Raw genomic sequence first — 15,581 nt, 5'->3', positions numbered from 1 at the left:
GTGCGGTACGGCGGCGGGGCCGTGCGGGGCGGGGCGCTGCTCAGGCCGGGGGCGGGCCGAAGCCGCCCTGCGCGGGAGGCGGCGGCAGGGGAGGTCCCTGCTGGGGCATGGGCGGCGGGCCCTGCTGGGGCATGGGCGGCCCTTGCTGCGGCGGGACGGGCGGCATCGCGGGGCCCGGGTAGGGCGCGCCCTGATACGGCAGGGGCGCGGCGGGACCGGGCTGCCAGCCCCCGCCCATCGGGGCCTGCGGGAAACCAGGCGCGGCGAACCGCGGTACGGCCTGCCCCGGCGGAATCCACCCGGCGGCCACCGGCTCGCCCCGCCTGCCCATGAGGACGAGCAGCGCGATGGACCCCAGCAGTTCCACGACCATCAGCAGGCGGTAGATCAGCATGAGTCCGGGGGCCGCGTCGCCCAGTTCGAAGAGGGCGCCGTTGCCGATCAGCGACACCAGGCCGAGCAGGGCGGGCGGCAGCAGCACCAGGGCCAGGCCGAGCGCGAAGCCGCGCGAAGCGGCGCCGCGGATCAGCGACAGCAGCACGCCCACCGCGCTCAGCAGGAGGAAGGTGAGGCTGTACCAGCCGGGGGCGAGGCCGGAGAGCGCGGTGAGCGTGCCGCGGCCCACGTACAGCGCGAAGACATCGCCCACGGACTGCACCCACACATAGACGTTCCACGCCAGGTGGCACAGCACGAGCGCGCCGAGCACCAGGGCTCCGACGGCGGCGGACGCCTTCGCGGGCCGCATCGGCGGCTCGCTCGGGCGCGGCCCGGGCCAGCGGCGCATTCCGGCCAGCAGCACGATCCCCGCGACGACACCGAAGAGGATCAGCCACGCGCTGGCGAAGAAGACCCCTTCGAAGACCGAGGAGTACTGGTCGACCGGGCCGAGGAACCAGCGGTTGTCGCTGGTGTGGTTGCCGGTGCTGACGAACATCTGGGCCCCTGAGGTCAGGGACAGGATCGTCGCCACGGCGAGCAGGCCGCCCGCGGCCCGGGCCCCGGCGAAGGCCGCGAAGACCGCCGCGAGTTGCACCGCCGCCAGGCCGAGCGTGTACGGGCCGGTCACGGCGTTGGGGCCCGGCCGGGTGTTGGCCACCCAGCCGTCCCACACGCCGCCGATGCCGAGCTGTGCGACATCGACGACCAGCCAGCTCACGCTGTGCAGGAAGAAGAGCGCGCAGAACACGCCCACGGTGATGCGCGCGCCTTTGGTCAGCGCCATGGTTTGTGGCATTTCGTCCCCGTCTTGTTCATGCGTTTCCCTGTCCGGATCGCGACCCCGCACCGTAGCAACCCTCGTGCGCGAGGTCTGCGCCGGTGAGGGCGCTCTCCCCGCCGTCCCCCCGCCGCGGCGCCCTGTACGTCCCGCGCTCCCCGCCGATAGAAACGGACGGGGCCGGGGCGGACCCGGTCCCGTACGGGGATCTCCGAGGGGGAAGCGACATGCGCAGCATCGCGATCGTCGGCGCCGGGCAGGCGGGGCTCCAGCTCGCGCTCGGGCTGCTCGCCGAGGGCTATGACGTCACCGTCGCCGCGGACCGTACGCCGCACCGGATCCGCTCGGGGCGGGTGCTGTCGTCCCAGGTGATGTTCGGCCCGGCGCTGCGGCTGGAGCGCGCGCTCGGCCTCAACTCCTGGGACACCGAGGCGCCGTGGCTCCACGGGCTGCGGGTGAGCTCCTGGGACCCGCCCGGCACCCTCGCCTCCTCTTTCACGGGCCGCTTCGAGGAGTTCGCCCAGTCCGTGGACCAGCGGGTGAAGATGGCGCACTGGCTGGAGCTGTTCGCCTCCCGCGGCGGCCGCACCGAGTTCGGCACGGTCACCACCGACCGGCTGCGCTCACTGGCCGCCACGCACGACCTGACCGTCGTCGCGGCGGGCCGCGGCGCACTGGGCGAGATCTTCGGCCGCGATCCGGCCCGCTCCCCCTTCGAGCGCCCGCAGCGCACCTTGGCCTGCGTCTATCTCCACGGCGTCGCGCCCCACCCGGAGCTCGCCGGGCCGCACGTACGCAATAACGTGATCGGCGAGGCCGGCGAGATCTTCGTCATCCCCTCGCTCACCGTCGGCGGTCCCTGCGACATCCTCCTGTTCGAGGCGGTCCCGGGCAGCCCTCTCGACTGCTGGCAGGACCGCCCCTCGCCGCAGGACTGCCTCGCCCGCGGCCTGGAGCTGCTACGCACCCATGCGCCCCAGGAGTACGAGCTGTTCCGGCACGCCGAGCCGACGGACGCGGGCGCCACGCTCTACGGCGCCGTCACCCCCGTCGTCCGCCGCCCCGTCGCCCACCTCGGACCGGGCACCCACGTCCTGGGCATCGCCGACACCGTCGTCACCAACGACCCGGTCACCGGCCAGGGCTCCAACAACGCGGCCCGCGCGGCGGACAGTTGTCTGCGCTCGGTCCTCGCCCACGGCAAGGCCCCCTTCGACCCCGCCTGGATGCAGCGCGCCTTCGACGACTTCTGGTCCACCGCCCGCCACTCCACCGACTTCACCAACGTGATGCTGGGCCCGCTGCCGGAGCACATCGTGCGCGTCCTCGCCGCCGCCACCCGCTCCCAGCACGTCGCCGACCGCTTCATCAACGGCTACGCCGAACCGGCGGGCTTCACCGACTGGCTCGTCGAACCGGCGGACACGGACGCCTACTTGGCCACCGTTCAGTAGGCGCAGGGCAGTTGGCCACCGTTCAGTAGGCGCAGGGCAGGCGGAAGGCCCCCGCCGGACGCGGCCGGCGGGGGCGTTCCCCAGGGGTGTCAGGGCCTCAGTGGTTGCTGGGGAAGCCCAGGTTGATGCCGCCGTCGGAGGGGTCGGGCCAGCGGGTGGTGATGACCTTGCCGCGGGTGTAGAAGTGGACGCCGTCGTTGCCGTAGATGTGGTGGTCGCCGAAGAGGGAGTCCTTCCAGCCGCCGAAGGAGTGGTAGCCGACGGGGACGGGGATGGGGACGTTCACGCCGACCATGCCGGCCTCGACCTCCAACTGGAAGCGGCGGGCGGCGCCGCCGTCGCGGGTGAAGATCGCGGTGCCGTTGCCCCAGGGGGAGGAGTTCATGAGGGCGATGGCGTCGTCGTAGGTCGCCACGCGGACGACGGACAGGACCGGGCCGAAGATCTCGTCGCGGTAGGCGTCCATCTCGGGGGTGACGCGGTCCAGGAGCGAGATGCCGATCCAGTGGCCGTCCTCGTAGCCCTCGACCGTGAAGCCGGTGCCGTCGATGACGACCTCGGCGCCCTGGGCCGCGGCGCCGGTGACGTAGGAGGCCACCTTGTCGCGGTGCTGCTTGGTGATCAGCGGGCCCATCTCGGAGGCCGGGTCGGTGCCGGGGCCGATGCGCAGCGCGGCGGCCCGCTCCTTGATCTTCTCGATCAGCGGGTCGGCAATCTCCCCGACGGCGACGAGGACGGAGACGGCCATGCAGCGCTCGCCCGCCGAGCCGTAGGCGGCGTTGATCGCGGAGTCCGCGGCCAGGTCGAGGTCGGCGTCCGGGAGGACCAGCATGTGGTTCTTGGCTCCGCCCAGGGCCTGTACGCGCTTGCCGTTGGCGGTGCCGGTGGTGTGGATGTAGCGGGCGATGGGGGTGGAGCCGACGAAGGAGACCGCGGCGATGTCCGGGTGCTCCAGGATGCGGTCGACGGCCACCTTGTCGCCGTTGACGACGTTGAGGACGCCGTCGGGCAGGCCCGCCTCGGCGGCCAGCTCGGCGAGCCTGAAGGCGGCCGAGGGGACCTTCTCGCTGGGCTTGAGGACGAAGGTGTTGCCGCAGGCGACGGCCAGCGGGAACATCCACATCGGCACCATGCCGGGGAAGTTGAAGGGCGTGATGCCGGCGACCACGCCGAGGGACTGGCGGATGGCGGCCACGTCGACGCGGGTGGAGACCTGGGTGGACAGCTCGCCCTTGAGCTTCTCGGGGATGCCGCAGGCCAGTTCGACGATCTCCAGGCCGCGGGCGACCTCGCCGAGCGCGTCGGAGTGCACCTTGCCGTGCTCGGCGGTGATCAGCGCGGCGAGTTCGTCGCGGTGCGCGTCGATCAGCTCGCGGTACTTGAACAGGACGGCGGTGCGCTTGGCCAGGGAGCTGGTGCCCCAGGTCCTGAAGGCTTCCTTGGCGGCGGCGACCGCGGCGTCCACCTCGTCGACGGAGGCGAAGGCGACCTGCTTGTCCTGGGCGCCGGTCGCGGGGTTGTAGACCGGTCCGAAGGTCCCGGACGTGCCCTCTACGGGCTTGCCGCCGATCCAGTGGTTGATGGTCTGCATGGGACGGGCCTTTCGTTGCGAGCGGTACGGCAGCGGGCTGGGGCGGGCATCACAGGTGGCGGCGGCGGGCGGTGACCTGCCGGTCGTACTCCTGGCGGGCGGCGAGCGCCGCCGGGCGCGTCGCGATCTGGGCGACAGGCACATCCCACCAGGCCTGCGCGCCGGGCGCGCCCGGCACAGTGTCGGAGGTTTCGGTCTCGACATAGACACATGTGGGGCGGTCACCGGCGCGGGCCTCGGCCAGCGCCGCGCGCAGCTCGCCGGCCGTCCGGGCCCGGATGACGTGCATGCCCAGCGAAGCGGCGTTGGCGGCGAGGTCGACGGGCAGCGGATCGCCGGTGTACGTGCCGTCCTTGGCGCGGAAGCGGTAGGCCGTACCGAAGCGCTCGCCGCCCACCTGCTGGGAGAGCCCGCCGATGGAGGCGTAACCGTGGTTCTGCAGCAGGACGACGTTGATGTTGATGCCTTCCTGGACCGCGGTGACGATCTCGGTGGGCATCATCAGGTACGTGCCGTCGCCGACCAGGGCCCACACGGGGCGGTCGGGGGCGGCCAGGCGCACCCCGATGGCGGCGGGGATCTCGTATCCCATGCAGGAGTAGCCGTATTCGAGGTGGTACTGGCGCCGCGAGCGGGCCCGCCAGAGCTTGTGGAGGTCGCCGGGGAGGGAGCCCGCGGCGTTGATGACCACGTCCTCGTCGCCGACGACGGCGTCCAGGGCGCCGAGCACCTGCGTCTGGGAGGGGCGCTGGGAGTCCTCGGCGGCGTACGCGGCGTCCACTCGGCGCTCCCAGTCCGCCTTCGCGGCGGCGTACTCCTGCTCGTAGGAGGCCGTGACGCGGTGGTCCGACAGCGCCCGGGTCAGTGCCTCCAGTCCCGCCCTGGCGTCGGCGACCAGGCAGGACGCGCCCAGTTTGTGGGAGTCGAAGGAGGCGATGTTGAGGTTGAGGAAGCGCACGCCGGGGTCGGCGAAGAGAGTGGCGGAGGCGGTGGTGAAGTCGGTGTAGCGGGTGCCGACGCCGATGACCAGGTCGGCGGTGCGGGCGAGTTCGTCGGCGGTGGCGGTGCCGGTGTGGCCGATGCCGCCGACGTCGGCCGCGTGGTCGTGGCGCAGCGAGCCCTTGCCCGCCTGGGTGGAGGCGACGGGGATGCCGGTGGCGTCCACGAAGGCGCGCAGCGCTTCTTCGGCCTGGCTGTGGTGGACGCCGCCGCCGGCGACGATCAGCGGGCGGCGGGCCGCGCGGACGGCTCGTACGGCGTCGGCCAGGGCGCGCGCTTCGGGCACCGGGCGGGGCACGTGCCAGACGCGGTCGGCGAAGAACTCCTCGGGCCAGTCGTACGCCTCGGCCTGGACGTCCTGTGGCAGGGCGAGGGTGACCGCGCCGGTCTCGACGGGGTCGGCGAGCACCCGCACGGCCTGGAGGGCGGCGGGGATCAGCGCCTCGGGGCGGGTGACGCGGTCGAAGTAGCGCGAGACGGGGCGCAGCGCGTCGTTGACCGACACATCGCCCGCGTAGGGCACTTCGAGCTGCTGGAGGACGGGGTCGGCGGGCCGGGTGGCGAAGACGTCGCCGGGCAGGAGCAGCACCGGCAGGCGGTTGACGGTGGCCAGGGCCGCGCCGGTGACGAGGTTGGTGGCGCCGGGGCCGATGGAGGTGGTGACGGCCTGGGCGGCCAGGCGGTCGCGCTGGCGGGCGTAGCCGACCGCGGCGTGCACCATGGCCTGCTCGTTGCGGCCCTGGAGGTAGGGCAGCGCGCCCTCGGACTCCAGCAGGGCCTGGCCGATGCCGGCCACATTGCCGTGGCCGAAGATGCCCCAGCAGGCGTTGATCAGGCGGTGGCGCCGGCCGTCGCGCTCGGTGTACTGGTGGGCCAGGAACTCCACCAGGGCCTGGGCGACCGTCAGGCGGCGGGTCGTGACAGCGGTGGCGGTGCTCATCGGGGGTCTCCTGCGGGCGCGTCGTAGAGGGGCAGGCGGGGATCGACGGGCTGCTCGGGCCAGGTGGAGCGGATCCAGCCGTGGTCGGGGTGGTCGCAGATCAGCCACTGGCGGTCCGCGCCGGGGCCCGCCATGACGTTGAGGTAGTACATGTCGTGGCCGGGCGCGGCGATGGAGGGGCCGTGCCAGCCGTCGGGGATCAACACCGCGTCGCCGCTGCGGACTTCGGCCAAAACGTCCGTGCCGCGGCCCTGCCCGGAGGGGGTGACGCGCTGGTAGCCCAGGCCCTCGGCGCCGTGGGCGGAGGCGATCTCGTAGTAGTAGATCTCCTCCAGCTGCGACTCCTCGCCGGGGCGGCACTCGTCGTGCTTGTGGGGAGGGTAGGAGGACCAGTTGCCGCCGGGGGTGAGCACTTCGACGGCGATGAGCCTGTCGCACTCGAAGACGCCCGCCGCACCGAAGTTGTTGACCTGGCGCGAGCAGGCGCCCGCGCCGCGCAGCTCCACGGGGACGCCGGAGGCGGGGCCGTAGCGGGCCGGCAGGCGGCGCTCGCAGCGGGCGCCGGTCAGCGCGAAGCGCCCGCCGGCCGCGCTGTCGATGCGCACCCGCTCGTCGCGCGGCACGTACGCGAAGTCCGTGACACCGCTGAACACGCTCTGGCGCCCGGCCAGTTCGAAGCGCTCGCCACCGTCGGCGCGGACCGTGCAGCCGCCGCTCAGGGGCAGCACGATCCACTCGCTGTCGCCGGTGTCGAAGGTGTGCTCGCCGCCGGGCGGCAGGTCCAGGACGCGCAAGGAGGAGTGGCTCCAGCCCGCCTTGCCGGGGTCGATGTCCAGGGCGTACGGGCCGTCGGCCCCGGACCCCGCGCGGATGTGGAACTCAGCACTCATGACTGCAAGTCTCCTACTCACCACTGACAGTTAAAGAAGTCCGACGGCGGTGTCCACCGCCCGCGCCACGTCCCCGTCGGCGGGGTACAGCAGCGAGCGCCCCACGACCAGGCCCTGTACGGAGGGCAGCCGCAGCGCCTTGCGCCACCGCTCGTAGGCGCCGTCCTGGTCGGCGCCCACCTCGCCGCCCAGCAGGACGGTGGGCAGCGTGGAGGCCTCGCAGACCCGCGCCATGTCGTCCGGGTCGCGGGTGACGGGCAGCTTGAGCCAGGTGTACGCGGAGGTGCCGCCGAGCCCGGAGGCGATGGCGACGGACGTGGTGACGGCCTCGGCGCCCAGGTCGTTGACGACCTTGCCGTCCACCGTGCGGGAGATGAACGGCTCGACGAATACGGGCAGTTCGCGCTCGGCCATCGCGTCGATGGCGCGGGCGGCGGACTGGAGCGTCGTCAGCGACCCGGGGTCGTCGTAGTCGATGCGCAGCAGCAGCTTGCCCGCGTCGAAGCGGAGCCGGGCGAGGTCCTGGGGGCGGTGTCCGGTGAAGCGGTCGTCCATCTCGAAGGAGGCGCCGGCCAGTCCGCCGCGGTTCATCGAGCCCATGACGACCTTGTTGTCCAGGGCGCCGAGCAGCAGCAGGTCCTCCAGGATGTCGGCGGTGGCCAGCACGCCGTCCACACCGGGGCGGCTCAGCGCCAGGCACAGCCGCTCCAGCAGGTCCAGGCGGTTGGCCATGGCCAGGCGGTGGTCGCCGACGGCGAGTGCGCCGCGCGCCGGGTGGTCGGCCGCGACGATCATCAGCCGTCCGCTGTCGCCGATCAGGGGGCGTCGGGTGCGGCGCGCCGCGGCCTCCGCGACGGCTTCGGGGTGTCTGGCCCGCAGCGTCACGAGGTCGGAGATCCGAGTGGTCAAGGCGGTTCTCACCTTCTGGGAAGGGGGGTCGGCGGCGGACGGGCGGGCTCAGTGCCCGGTGAGGAACGCCTCGACCTCGGTGGTGGTCGGCATGGCGGAGGAGCAGGCCAGGCGGGTGGCGACGATGGCGCCCGCGGCGTTGGCGTAGCGCATCGCCCGCGACAGGTCCCAGCCGTCGAGCAGGGCGTGGCACAGCGCGCCGCCGAAGGCGTCACCGGCGCCCAGGCCGTTGACGACCTCGACGGGGGTGGGCGGGACCTCGGCACTGCGGCCGTCGCGGTGCACGGCGAGCACGCCCTTGGGGCCCTGCTTGATGACGGCCAGTTCGACGCCCATGTCCAGCAGCGCCTGGGCGCAGTCCTCGGGCTCGCGCAGGCCGGTGGCGACCTCGGCCTCGTCCACGTTGCCCACCGCGACGGTGGTGTGGGCGAGGGCGGCTTCGTAGTACGGGCGGGCCTTGGCCATCGCGGCGGGGCCACTGGCGCCGCCGTCCCCGGAGGCGCCGCCCTCGCCGCCCCAGAACATCGGCCGCCAGTCCAGGTCGAAGACCGTCGCCCCGGACTTGGCACGGGCTTCGAGCGCGGCCAGGGTCGCGGCCCGGCTGGGCTCCTCGCACAGGCCCGTACCGGTGACCCAGAAGATCCGGGCGGCCCTGATGGCCTCCTGGTCCAGTTCCTCGGGCCGGATGACCAGGTCGGGGGCCTTGGGGCGGCGGTAGAAGTAGAGAGGGAAGTCGTCCGGCGGGAAGATCTCGCAGAAGGTGACCGGCGTCGGGTACGGGTCGACGGGCATCACCCAGCGGTCGTCCACGCCGAAGTCGCGCAGCGCCTGGTGGATGTAGTCGCCGAAGGGGTCGCGCCCGGTGCGGGAGATGACGGCCGTGGCGCGCCCGAGGCGGGCGGCGGCGACCGCGACGTTGGTGGCCGAGCCGCCGAGGAACTTGCCGAACGTCTCCACCTCGGCCAGGGAGACCCCGGTCTGCAGCGGATAGATGTCCACGCCGATGCGGCCCATGGTGATCAGGTCGTACGGCTCGGTCCTGAGCTGCTCGGTCATGAGCTCCCTTTCGCTGGGGCCCGGCACATCGCCTCCCGGCCCGGTGGATCGGCTCCGTCCACAGGTCTAACGGGGCGGGTCAGACCCTGTCAACAGTTTGTCCTTACATTCTGACGTCGGAAGTGGGACCATGGCCGGGAGGTCACGGGTTACAAAGTCCTTAAGTCCTTATGTCAGGACGAAGTCTTGACACTCTCCGGAGGGCCGTAGAGGCTGTGCCCCACAACCCCACCCAGCGCCTTCCCGGTCACCGTCGACCGGTGAGAGGAGAGCCGCAGCATGTCCACGCCCCGCGCGTTCACGCCCGCTCTGGACCGCCTTCGCATCGGTTCGGCCCCCGACTCCTGGGGGGTGTGGTTCCCCGACGACGAGCAGCAGGTGCCCTGGCGGCGCTTCCTCGACGAGGTGGCCGAGGCCGAGTACGAGTGGATCGAGCTGGGCCCGTACGGCTACCTCCCCACCGACCCCGCCGTCCTGCGCGAGGAGACCGGCCGGCGCGGCCTGAAGGTCTCGGCCGGCACCGTCTTCACCTCGCTGCACCACGGCCCGGACGTCTGGGACGCCACCTGGGCACACGTCGGTGAAGTCGCCGCCCTCGCGCGGGCGATGGACGCGCGGCACCTGGTCGTCATCCCCTCCTTCTGGCGGGACGACAAGACCGCCGAGCTGCTGGAGCCCAGCGAGCTGACCGGTGAGCAGTGGAAGCACCTGACGAGCGGCATGGAGAAGCTGGGCCGCCGGGTGCGCGAGGAGTTCGGCCTGGACATCGTGGTCCACCCGCACGCCGACACCCACATCGACACCGAGGAGCACGTCGAGCGCTTCCTGGACGGCACCGACTCCGGCCTGGTCAACCTCTGCCTGGACACCGGCCATTACGCCTACTGCGGCGGCGACAGCGTCAAGCTCATCAAGACCTACGGCGAGCGGATCGGCTATCTGCACCTCAAGCAGGTGGACCCGGAGATCCTCTCCGGCGTCACCAAGAACGGCACCCCCTTCGGGCCCGCCGTCCAGCAGGGCGTGATGTGCGAACCGCCGCTGGGCGTGCCCGCGCTGCCGCCCGTACTGGAGGCCGCCCAGGCCCTGGACGTGGACCTGTTCGCCATCGTCGAGCAGGACATGTACCCCTGCCCGCCCGACCAGCCCTTCCCCATCGCCCAGCGCACCCGCCGCTTCCTGCGCTCCTGCGGCGCCTGACCGACTCCCCCGCGGAGCAAGGAGACAAGACGAGATGAGCCTGCAGCAGACCCTGGGTGTCGCCGTCATCGGCACCGGGCGCATGGGCGCCGACCACGTACGCCGCATCAACGGCGTCATCAGCGGCGCGCGGGTGGCCGCGGTCGTCGACGTGGACGCGGACCGCGTCAAGGCCGTCGCCGGGGGCATCGAGGGGTGCACGCCCTACACCGACCCGGCCGCCGCGCTGGCCGACCCCGCCGTGGACGCGGTCCTGATCGCCTCCCCCGGGCCTGCCCACGAGGCCACGCTGCTGGCCGCCTTCGCACGCGACCTGCCCGTCCTGTGCGAGAAGCCGCTCACCCCCGACGCCGGCTCGGCGCTGCGGGTGCTGCGCGCGGAGCAGGAGCTGGGCCACCGGCGCGTACAGGTCGGCTTCATGCGCCGCTACGACACCGACTACCTCCGGCTCAAGTCCCTTCTGGACGCCGGGACTTACGGCCGTACGCTCATGCTGCACCACCAGCACCGCAACCCCGACAGCCCGCCCGGCTTCACCGACGCGATGATGATCAACGACTCGGTGGTCCACGAGATCGACACCACCCGCTGGCTCCTGGGCACCGAGATCACCGCCGTACGCGCGCTGCGCCCGGCCCCCACCGGCAACGCCCCCGAAGGCCTCAGCGACCCCCAGCTGATCCTCTTCGAGACCGCCGACGGCCAGATCGTGGACACCGAGATCTTCGTCAACTGCGGCTTCGGCTACCAGGTGCGCTGCGAGGCGGTCTGCGAGAGCGGCACCGCCCGCATCGGCGACGAGCACGGCGTGTTCGTCAACTCCGGTGGCCAGTACGGCACGTCCATCACCCCCGGTTTCGTGGAGCGCTTCGAGGAGGCCTACGACCGGCAGGTGCAGCGCTGGGTGGACGCCACCCGGCGCGGCGAGGTGGAGGGCCCCAGCTGCTGGGACGGCTACGCGGCGGCCGCGGTGTGCGAGGCGGGCGTACGCGCCCAGGCCACCGGCGAGCGCGCAGGCGTCGACCTGGTCGAGCGGCCCGGCCTGTACGGCTGAGCCCGCCCCGGCCCCCGCCTTGTGACATCAGGACCCCCTCCTTGTTACACACCGAAAGGCCACCCCCTCATGCTGCACTCCCCGGGGGACACCCCCCGGCCCCCACGCGCCTCCCGGTACGGGAGCTGACGCATGGCCGCCCCGACCAGACCGGCGGCGCCCACGGACAGGACCGCTTCTGCGGCGGCCTCTGCCCGCGGCGCCCAGCGCTTCATCGTCGGCATCGCTGCCATCGCCGCCATCGGCGGCGCCCTGTTCGGCTACGACACCGGAGTCGTCTCCGGCGCCCTGCCCTTCATGGAGAAGCACTTCTCCCTCACCTCGCTCGGCGAGGGCGTCATCACCAGCGCCCTGCTCATCGGCGCGGCCTTCGGCTCGCTGGCCGGCGGGCGGATGTCGGACCGGCTGGGCCGCAAGCAGTCCCTGCTGTGGGCGGGCGCCGTCTTCATCGGCGGCGCCGTCGCCGTGGCCCTGGCCCCCACCGTCCCCCTGATGGTCCTCGCGCGCTTCGCCCTCGGCCTCGCGGTCGGCAGCGCCTCCGTCATCACCCCGCTCTACCTCTCCGAGATCGCTCCCCCGCACATCCGCGGCCGCCTGGTCTCCTTCAACTCCCTGATGATCGTCAGCGGTCAGCTGCTGGCGTACCTCATCAACGCGCTGCTCGCCCAGTGGGAAGCCTGGCGCTGGATGCTGGGCCTGGCCGCGCTGCCCGCCGTCGCGCTGTTCATCGGGATGTTCTTCCTGCCCGACACCCCCCGCTGGTACATCAGCAAGGGCCGTACGCAAGAAGCCGCCGCCGTACTGCGGCGCACGCTGCCCGCCGAGGAGGTGGACGGGGAGCTGGCCCGTATCGACCACGCCCGCTCGCTGGAGGAGAACGCCCAGCGCGGCGCGTGGCAGGAGCTGCGCACCCCGTGGGTGCGGCGCATCCTGCTCATCGGCATCGGCCTGGCGATCGTCCAGCAGATCACCGGCGTCAACGCGGTCATCTACTTCGCGCCCAAGATCCTCCAGACCACCGGCCTGGGCACCAACGCGGCCATCACCGCCACCATCGCTGTCGGCGCCATCTCCGTGATCGCCACCGCGGTCGGGATGTCGCTCATCGACAGGCTGGGCCGGCGCCCGATGCTGATGGGCGGCCTCACCGGCATGGCCGTCTCCCTGCTCGCCCTCGGCGCCTCCTTCCACCTCCCCAAGTCCACGCCGGTCAGCTACCTCGTTCTCGGCCTGATGGTCCTGTACATGGCCTTCATGCAGGCCACGCTGAACACCGGCGTCTGGCTGCTGCTCGCCGAGATGTTCCCGCTGAAGGTCCGCGGACTAGCCATGGGCTCCGCCGTGTTCGTGATGTGGCTGGTCAACTTCGGCGTGGCACTGCTCTTCCCCGTCCTCCTGGACGCGGTGGGCGCCAGCGTCACCTTCTGGCTCTTCGCCGCCATGTGCGCCCTCTCCTTCCTCTTCTGCAAGCGCTACGCCCCCGAAACCAAGGGAATGGCCCTGGAAGACCTCGAACACGAACTCCGTAAGGCCGCCGACTAGCCCCGGTTGTGGGCAGGCGTTCCGCAGGGCGGAACGGGTGGGCACAACCGGAACCCCCACCGGCGGGCAGCCGCCCTCACCCACCCCCACCCCACGCACCAGAAACGGTAAAAACCATGCGCATCGGATTCCTCGGCGCAGGCCGCCTCGGCTCCTTCCACGCCGAGGCCCTGACCCAGACGGACGGCGTCGAGGAGGTGCTGATCGGCGACGCCGACGCCGGGCGCGCAGCCCAACTCGCCGCCCGGATCGGCGCCTACCCCGCCGCCACCGTCGACACCGTCTTCGCGGCGGACATCGACGCCCTCGTCATCGCCACCGCCACCTCCTCCCACGCCGCCCTCATCACCCGCGCCGCCCGCGCCGGCCTCCCCGCCTACTGCGAAAAGCCCATCGCCATGGATCTGCCCGGCACGGTCCGGGCGCTGCAGGAGGTCGAGGAGGCCGGCACCCTCCTCCAGATGGGCTTCCAGCGCCGCTTCGACCCCGGCTACCTCGCGGCCCGCGAAGCCGTACGCACCGGCGCGCTCGGCCGCATCCACACCATCCGCGCCGTCACCTCCGACGCCGCGCCCCCGCCCCCGGAGTTCCTCCCCTTCTCCGGCGGGCTGATCCGCGACTGCCTCGTCCACGACTTCGACGCCGTACGGTTCGTGACGGGCCGTGAGGTGGTGGAGGTGTACGCCACCGGGGCCAACGGCGGCGCGGACTTCTTCCGCGAGGCCGGTGACGTGGACACCGCGACCGTCCTGCTCACCCTCGACGACGCCACCCTGGTCACCGCCACCGCCACCCGCTACAACGGCGCCGGTTACGACATCCGCATGGAGATCGCGGGCGAGCGGGACCAGTGGGTGGTCGGGCTGGACTCCCGTACCCCCTTCGCCTCCGCCGAACCGGACGGCCCCGCCGCCCCGGCCCACCCCTGGACCGGCTTCCTGGAGCGCTTCGGGCCGGCCTACCGCGCCGAGTTGGCGGCCTTCGTCCAGGCGGCGCGGGGCGAGCGGGACAACCCCTGTTCCGGCCAGGAGGCCCTGCGCTCCGTCCTGGTCGCCGAGGCCGGCGCGCTCTCCTTGAGCGAGCACCGCCCGGTGACGCTCGCGGAGATCGACGAGCGGGTGGCCGAGCTGGGCTGAGACGGCGGGCGGGGCGGGTCCCGGGGAGGCGACGGTGCCGCGGTACGGGCCCGGCGCCCGCCCTTCCCCACTCCCCCGCCCCCTCACACCTCTCCTCACCCTCGCGACGCATTTCGTGACACGTCGTCCAGCCCGTCACAGCTGTCACCATTACGCGGGCCTTCCGTCACATCCGGTCAACAGCCCCTAGCCCGCGGTCATTCGGCGTCGTTCACCGGGCACAGGCTGAGTGATCATCAGCCGCACGCGGTCCCCCCGCCGGTCCGCCAGGTCCGACGCCGTGTGCGGCTCAGGGAGGTGCGAGTCACATGACCGACCGGAGGCTCTGGTCGTACAAGGAGATCGCCGCACACATCCGGGTGCAGCCCGACACCGTGCGCTCCTACCGCAAGCACGGTCTGCTGCCACCGCCCGATCTGGTGGAGGGCGGCAAGCCCTACTGGTTCGCCGACACCATCCGCGACTGGGTCGCCCAGCGGCCCGGCCACCGGGGCAAGCGGGAGACCTGAGCGGTCGGCGGGGAGTGTGACCGGCCGGCTGCAGGCCGTCTGCGGCTGGTCGCGCCCACGCGGCGGAGCCGCACATCGACACCGCCCCGCGCCCCGTGAAGGGCGCCTCCACCCCACCGCGAGCCATCACCGTATCCACCGCCGTACCTCTCCCTTACGATCCGGGCATGGAGCACTCACCTACCGCAGCCCGGGTCGCGGTGATCGGCGGCGGCTCGATCGGCGGGCTGATCGCCGCCCTCGTCCACGACGCCGGCCATGACGTCACGCTCTGCGTGCGCGCTCCTGTGGACCGGCTGACGGTCGAGACCGGCGGCGAAGTCCTTTCTCCGGCGGTGCGCTTCGCCACCGACCCCGCCCAACAGCAGCCCGCGGACTGGGTGTTCCTGGCCACCAAGGCCCAGGACACCCCGGGCGCCGCGGGCTGGCTGCGCCATCTGTGCGGGCCGCACACCACCGTCGCCGTCGTCCAGAACGGCGTCGACCACGTCGAGCGGGTGTCCCCGCTCCTGCCGCCCGGCGCCTCGGCGCTCCCCGCCCTCGCCTACATATCGGCCGAGCGCACCGCCCCCGGCCGTATCGCGCATTACGTGGGCAACGAACTCCACGTCCCCAAGGGCGAAGCCGCCGACCGCCTGGCCGCCCTGCTCGCCGGCGGCCGCCTGACCGTCCGTACCGTCCCGGACTTCACCACCGTCACCTGGCGCAAGCTCCTCACCAACGTCGCGGCCAACCCCCTCACCGCCCTCCTGCAACAGCGCCTGGGCATCTTCGCCGACCCGGACATGGCCCGCCTGGCCAAGGACATCCTGCGCGAGGCGGTAGCGGTCGCCCGCGCCGAGGGCGCGGACCTGAGCGAGGCCGACGTCCAGGCCACCCTGGACATGTACGCGGCCGTCCCGCCCGACGGCGGCACCTCCATGCTCTACGACCGCCTCGCCGGCCGTCCCCTGGAGCACGAACACATCACCGGCACCATCGTCCGCACCGCCGCCCGCCACGGCCTCCCCACCCCCCTCAACACCATGCTCCTCACCCTCCTGCGCGCCGTGGACCGCGACCTGCGCACCTCATAGCCGCGC

General features: G+C 72.6%; 13 protein-coding genes. 7 read left to right on the top strand and 6 right to left on the bottom strand.

From position 1 onward, the window contains the following. Positions 1-40: 40 nt before the first annotated feature. A complete protein-coding gene (locus tag AC4IJH_RS37425) occupies positions 41-1,225 on the bottom strand; it encodes a hypothetical protein (RefSeq protein ID WP_490856458.1) in 1,185 nt (394 codons plus the stop codon). A gap of 221 nt (positions 1,226-1,446) precedes the next feature. Here AC4IJH_RS37425 and AC4IJH_RS37420 point away from each other — a divergent pair, with 221 nt between their 5' ends. After that, positions 1,447-2,673 carry a styrene monooxygenase/indole monooxygenase family protein gene (locus tag AC4IJH_RS37420; RefSeq protein ID WP_490856457.1) on the top strand — a complete coding sequence of 409 codons (1,227 nt, stop codon included), beginning with the start codon at positions 1,447-1,449 and terminating at the stop codon, positions 2,671-2,673. A 97-nt stretch (positions 2,674-2,770) separates the two neighbouring features. Here AC4IJH_RS37420 and AC4IJH_RS37415 read toward each other — a convergent pair whose 3' ends face one another. Genes AC4IJH_RS37415 through iolC form a run of 5 tightly spaced genes read right to left on the bottom strand, consistent with a single transcriptional unit; the run spans position 2,771 to position 9,058 of the window. Continuing rightward, on the bottom strand, positions 2,771-4,264 hold the full coding sequence (locus tag AC4IJH_RS37415; RefSeq protein WP_490856456.1) for a CoA-acylating methylmalonate-semialdehyde dehydrogenase: 1,494 nt from the start codon (positions 4,262-4,264) through the stop codon (positions 2,771-2,773). A 49-nt stretch (positions 4,265-4,313) separates the two neighbouring features. Further along, on the bottom strand, positions 4,314-6,203 hold the full coding sequence (gene iolD, locus AC4IJH_RS37410; protein ID WP_490856455.1) for a 3D-(3,5/4)-trihydroxycyclohexane-1,2-dione acylhydrolase (decyclizing): 1,890 nt from the start codon (positions 6,201-6,203) through the stop codon (positions 4,314-4,316). Continuing rightward, positions 6,200-7,093 (bottom strand): 5-deoxy-glucuronate isomerase, encoded by an 894-nt coding sequence (iolB, locus tag AC4IJH_RS37405; RefSeq protein ID WP_490856454.1) that lies wholly within the window; start codon positions 7,091-7,093, stop codon positions 6,200-6,202. The genes iolD and iolB overlap by 4 nt, the downstream gene beginning before the upstream one ends. A 30-nt stretch (positions 7,094-7,123) precedes the next feature. Continuing rightward, the gene (locus tag AC4IJH_RS37400; protein ID WP_490856453.1) at positions 7,124-8,002 is read right to left on the bottom strand and encodes a Cgl0159 family (beta/alpha)8-fold protein; all 879 of its coding nucleotides are present in this window, start codon (positions 8,000-8,002) and stop codon (positions 7,124-7,126) included. Positions 8,003-8,050: 48 nt separating this feature from the next. After that, positions 8,051-9,058, bottom strand: coding sequence for a 5-dehydro-2-deoxygluconokinase (iolC, locus tag AC4IJH_RS37395; protein ID WP_490856452.1), 1,008 nt, complete (start codon positions 9,056-9,058; stop codon positions 8,051-8,053). Between the two features lie 279 nt (positions 9,059-9,337). Here iolC and AC4IJH_RS37390 point away from each other — a divergent pair, with 279 nt between their 5' ends. The 6 genes from AC4IJH_RS37390 to AC4IJH_RS37365 all read left to right on the top strand — a co-directional run bounded on the left by AC4IJH_RS37390 (position 9,338) and on the right by AC4IJH_RS37365 (position 15,575). Beyond that, a complete protein-coding gene (locus AC4IJH_RS37390) occupies positions 9,338-10,258 on the top strand; it encodes a sugar phosphate isomerase/epimerase family protein (RefSeq protein ID WP_490856451.1) in 921 nt (306 codons plus the stop codon). A gap of 34 nt (positions 10,259-10,292) precedes the next feature. Continuing rightward, positions 10,293-11,312 carry a Gfo/Idh/MocA family protein gene (locus tag AC4IJH_RS37385; RefSeq protein ID WP_490856450.1) on the top strand — a complete coding sequence of 340 codons (1,020 nt, stop codon included), beginning with the start codon at positions 10,293-10,295 and terminating at the stop codon, positions 11,310-11,312. Between the two features lie 132 nt (positions 11,313-11,444). Beyond that, positions 11,445-12,854, top strand: a complete 1,410-nt coding sequence (locus AC4IJH_RS37380) for a sugar porter family MFS transporter (RefSeq protein WP_490856449.1) — start codon at positions 11,445-11,447, stop codon at positions 12,852-12,854. Positions 12,855-12,970: 116 nt separating this feature from the next. Then, positions 12,971-13,990 carry a Gfo/Idh/MocA family protein gene (locus AC4IJH_RS37375; protein WP_490856448.1) on the top strand — a complete coding sequence of 340 codons (1,020 nt, stop codon included), beginning with the start codon at positions 12,971-12,973 and terminating at the stop codon, positions 13,988-13,990. 308 nt (positions 13,991-14,298) lie between these two features. After that, positions 14,299-14,499: a helix-turn-helix transcriptional regulator gene (locus tag AC4IJH_RS37370; RefSeq protein WP_490856447.1), complete on the top strand. Its 201-nt coding sequence runs from the start codon at positions 14,299-14,301 to the stop codon at positions 14,497-14,499. Between the two features lie 167 nt (positions 14,500-14,666). Next, complete coding sequence (locus tag AC4IJH_RS37365) at positions 14,667-15,575, top strand: 2-dehydropantoate 2-reductase (protein WP_490856446.1); 909 nt, start codon at positions 14,667-14,669, stop codon at positions 15,573-15,575. Positions 15,576-15,581 lie beyond the last annotated feature (6 nt).

The organism is Streptomyces sp. UF-297, from assembly GCF_058245575.1.
This window is presented reverse-complemented; position numbering and strand designations above follow the sequence as displayed.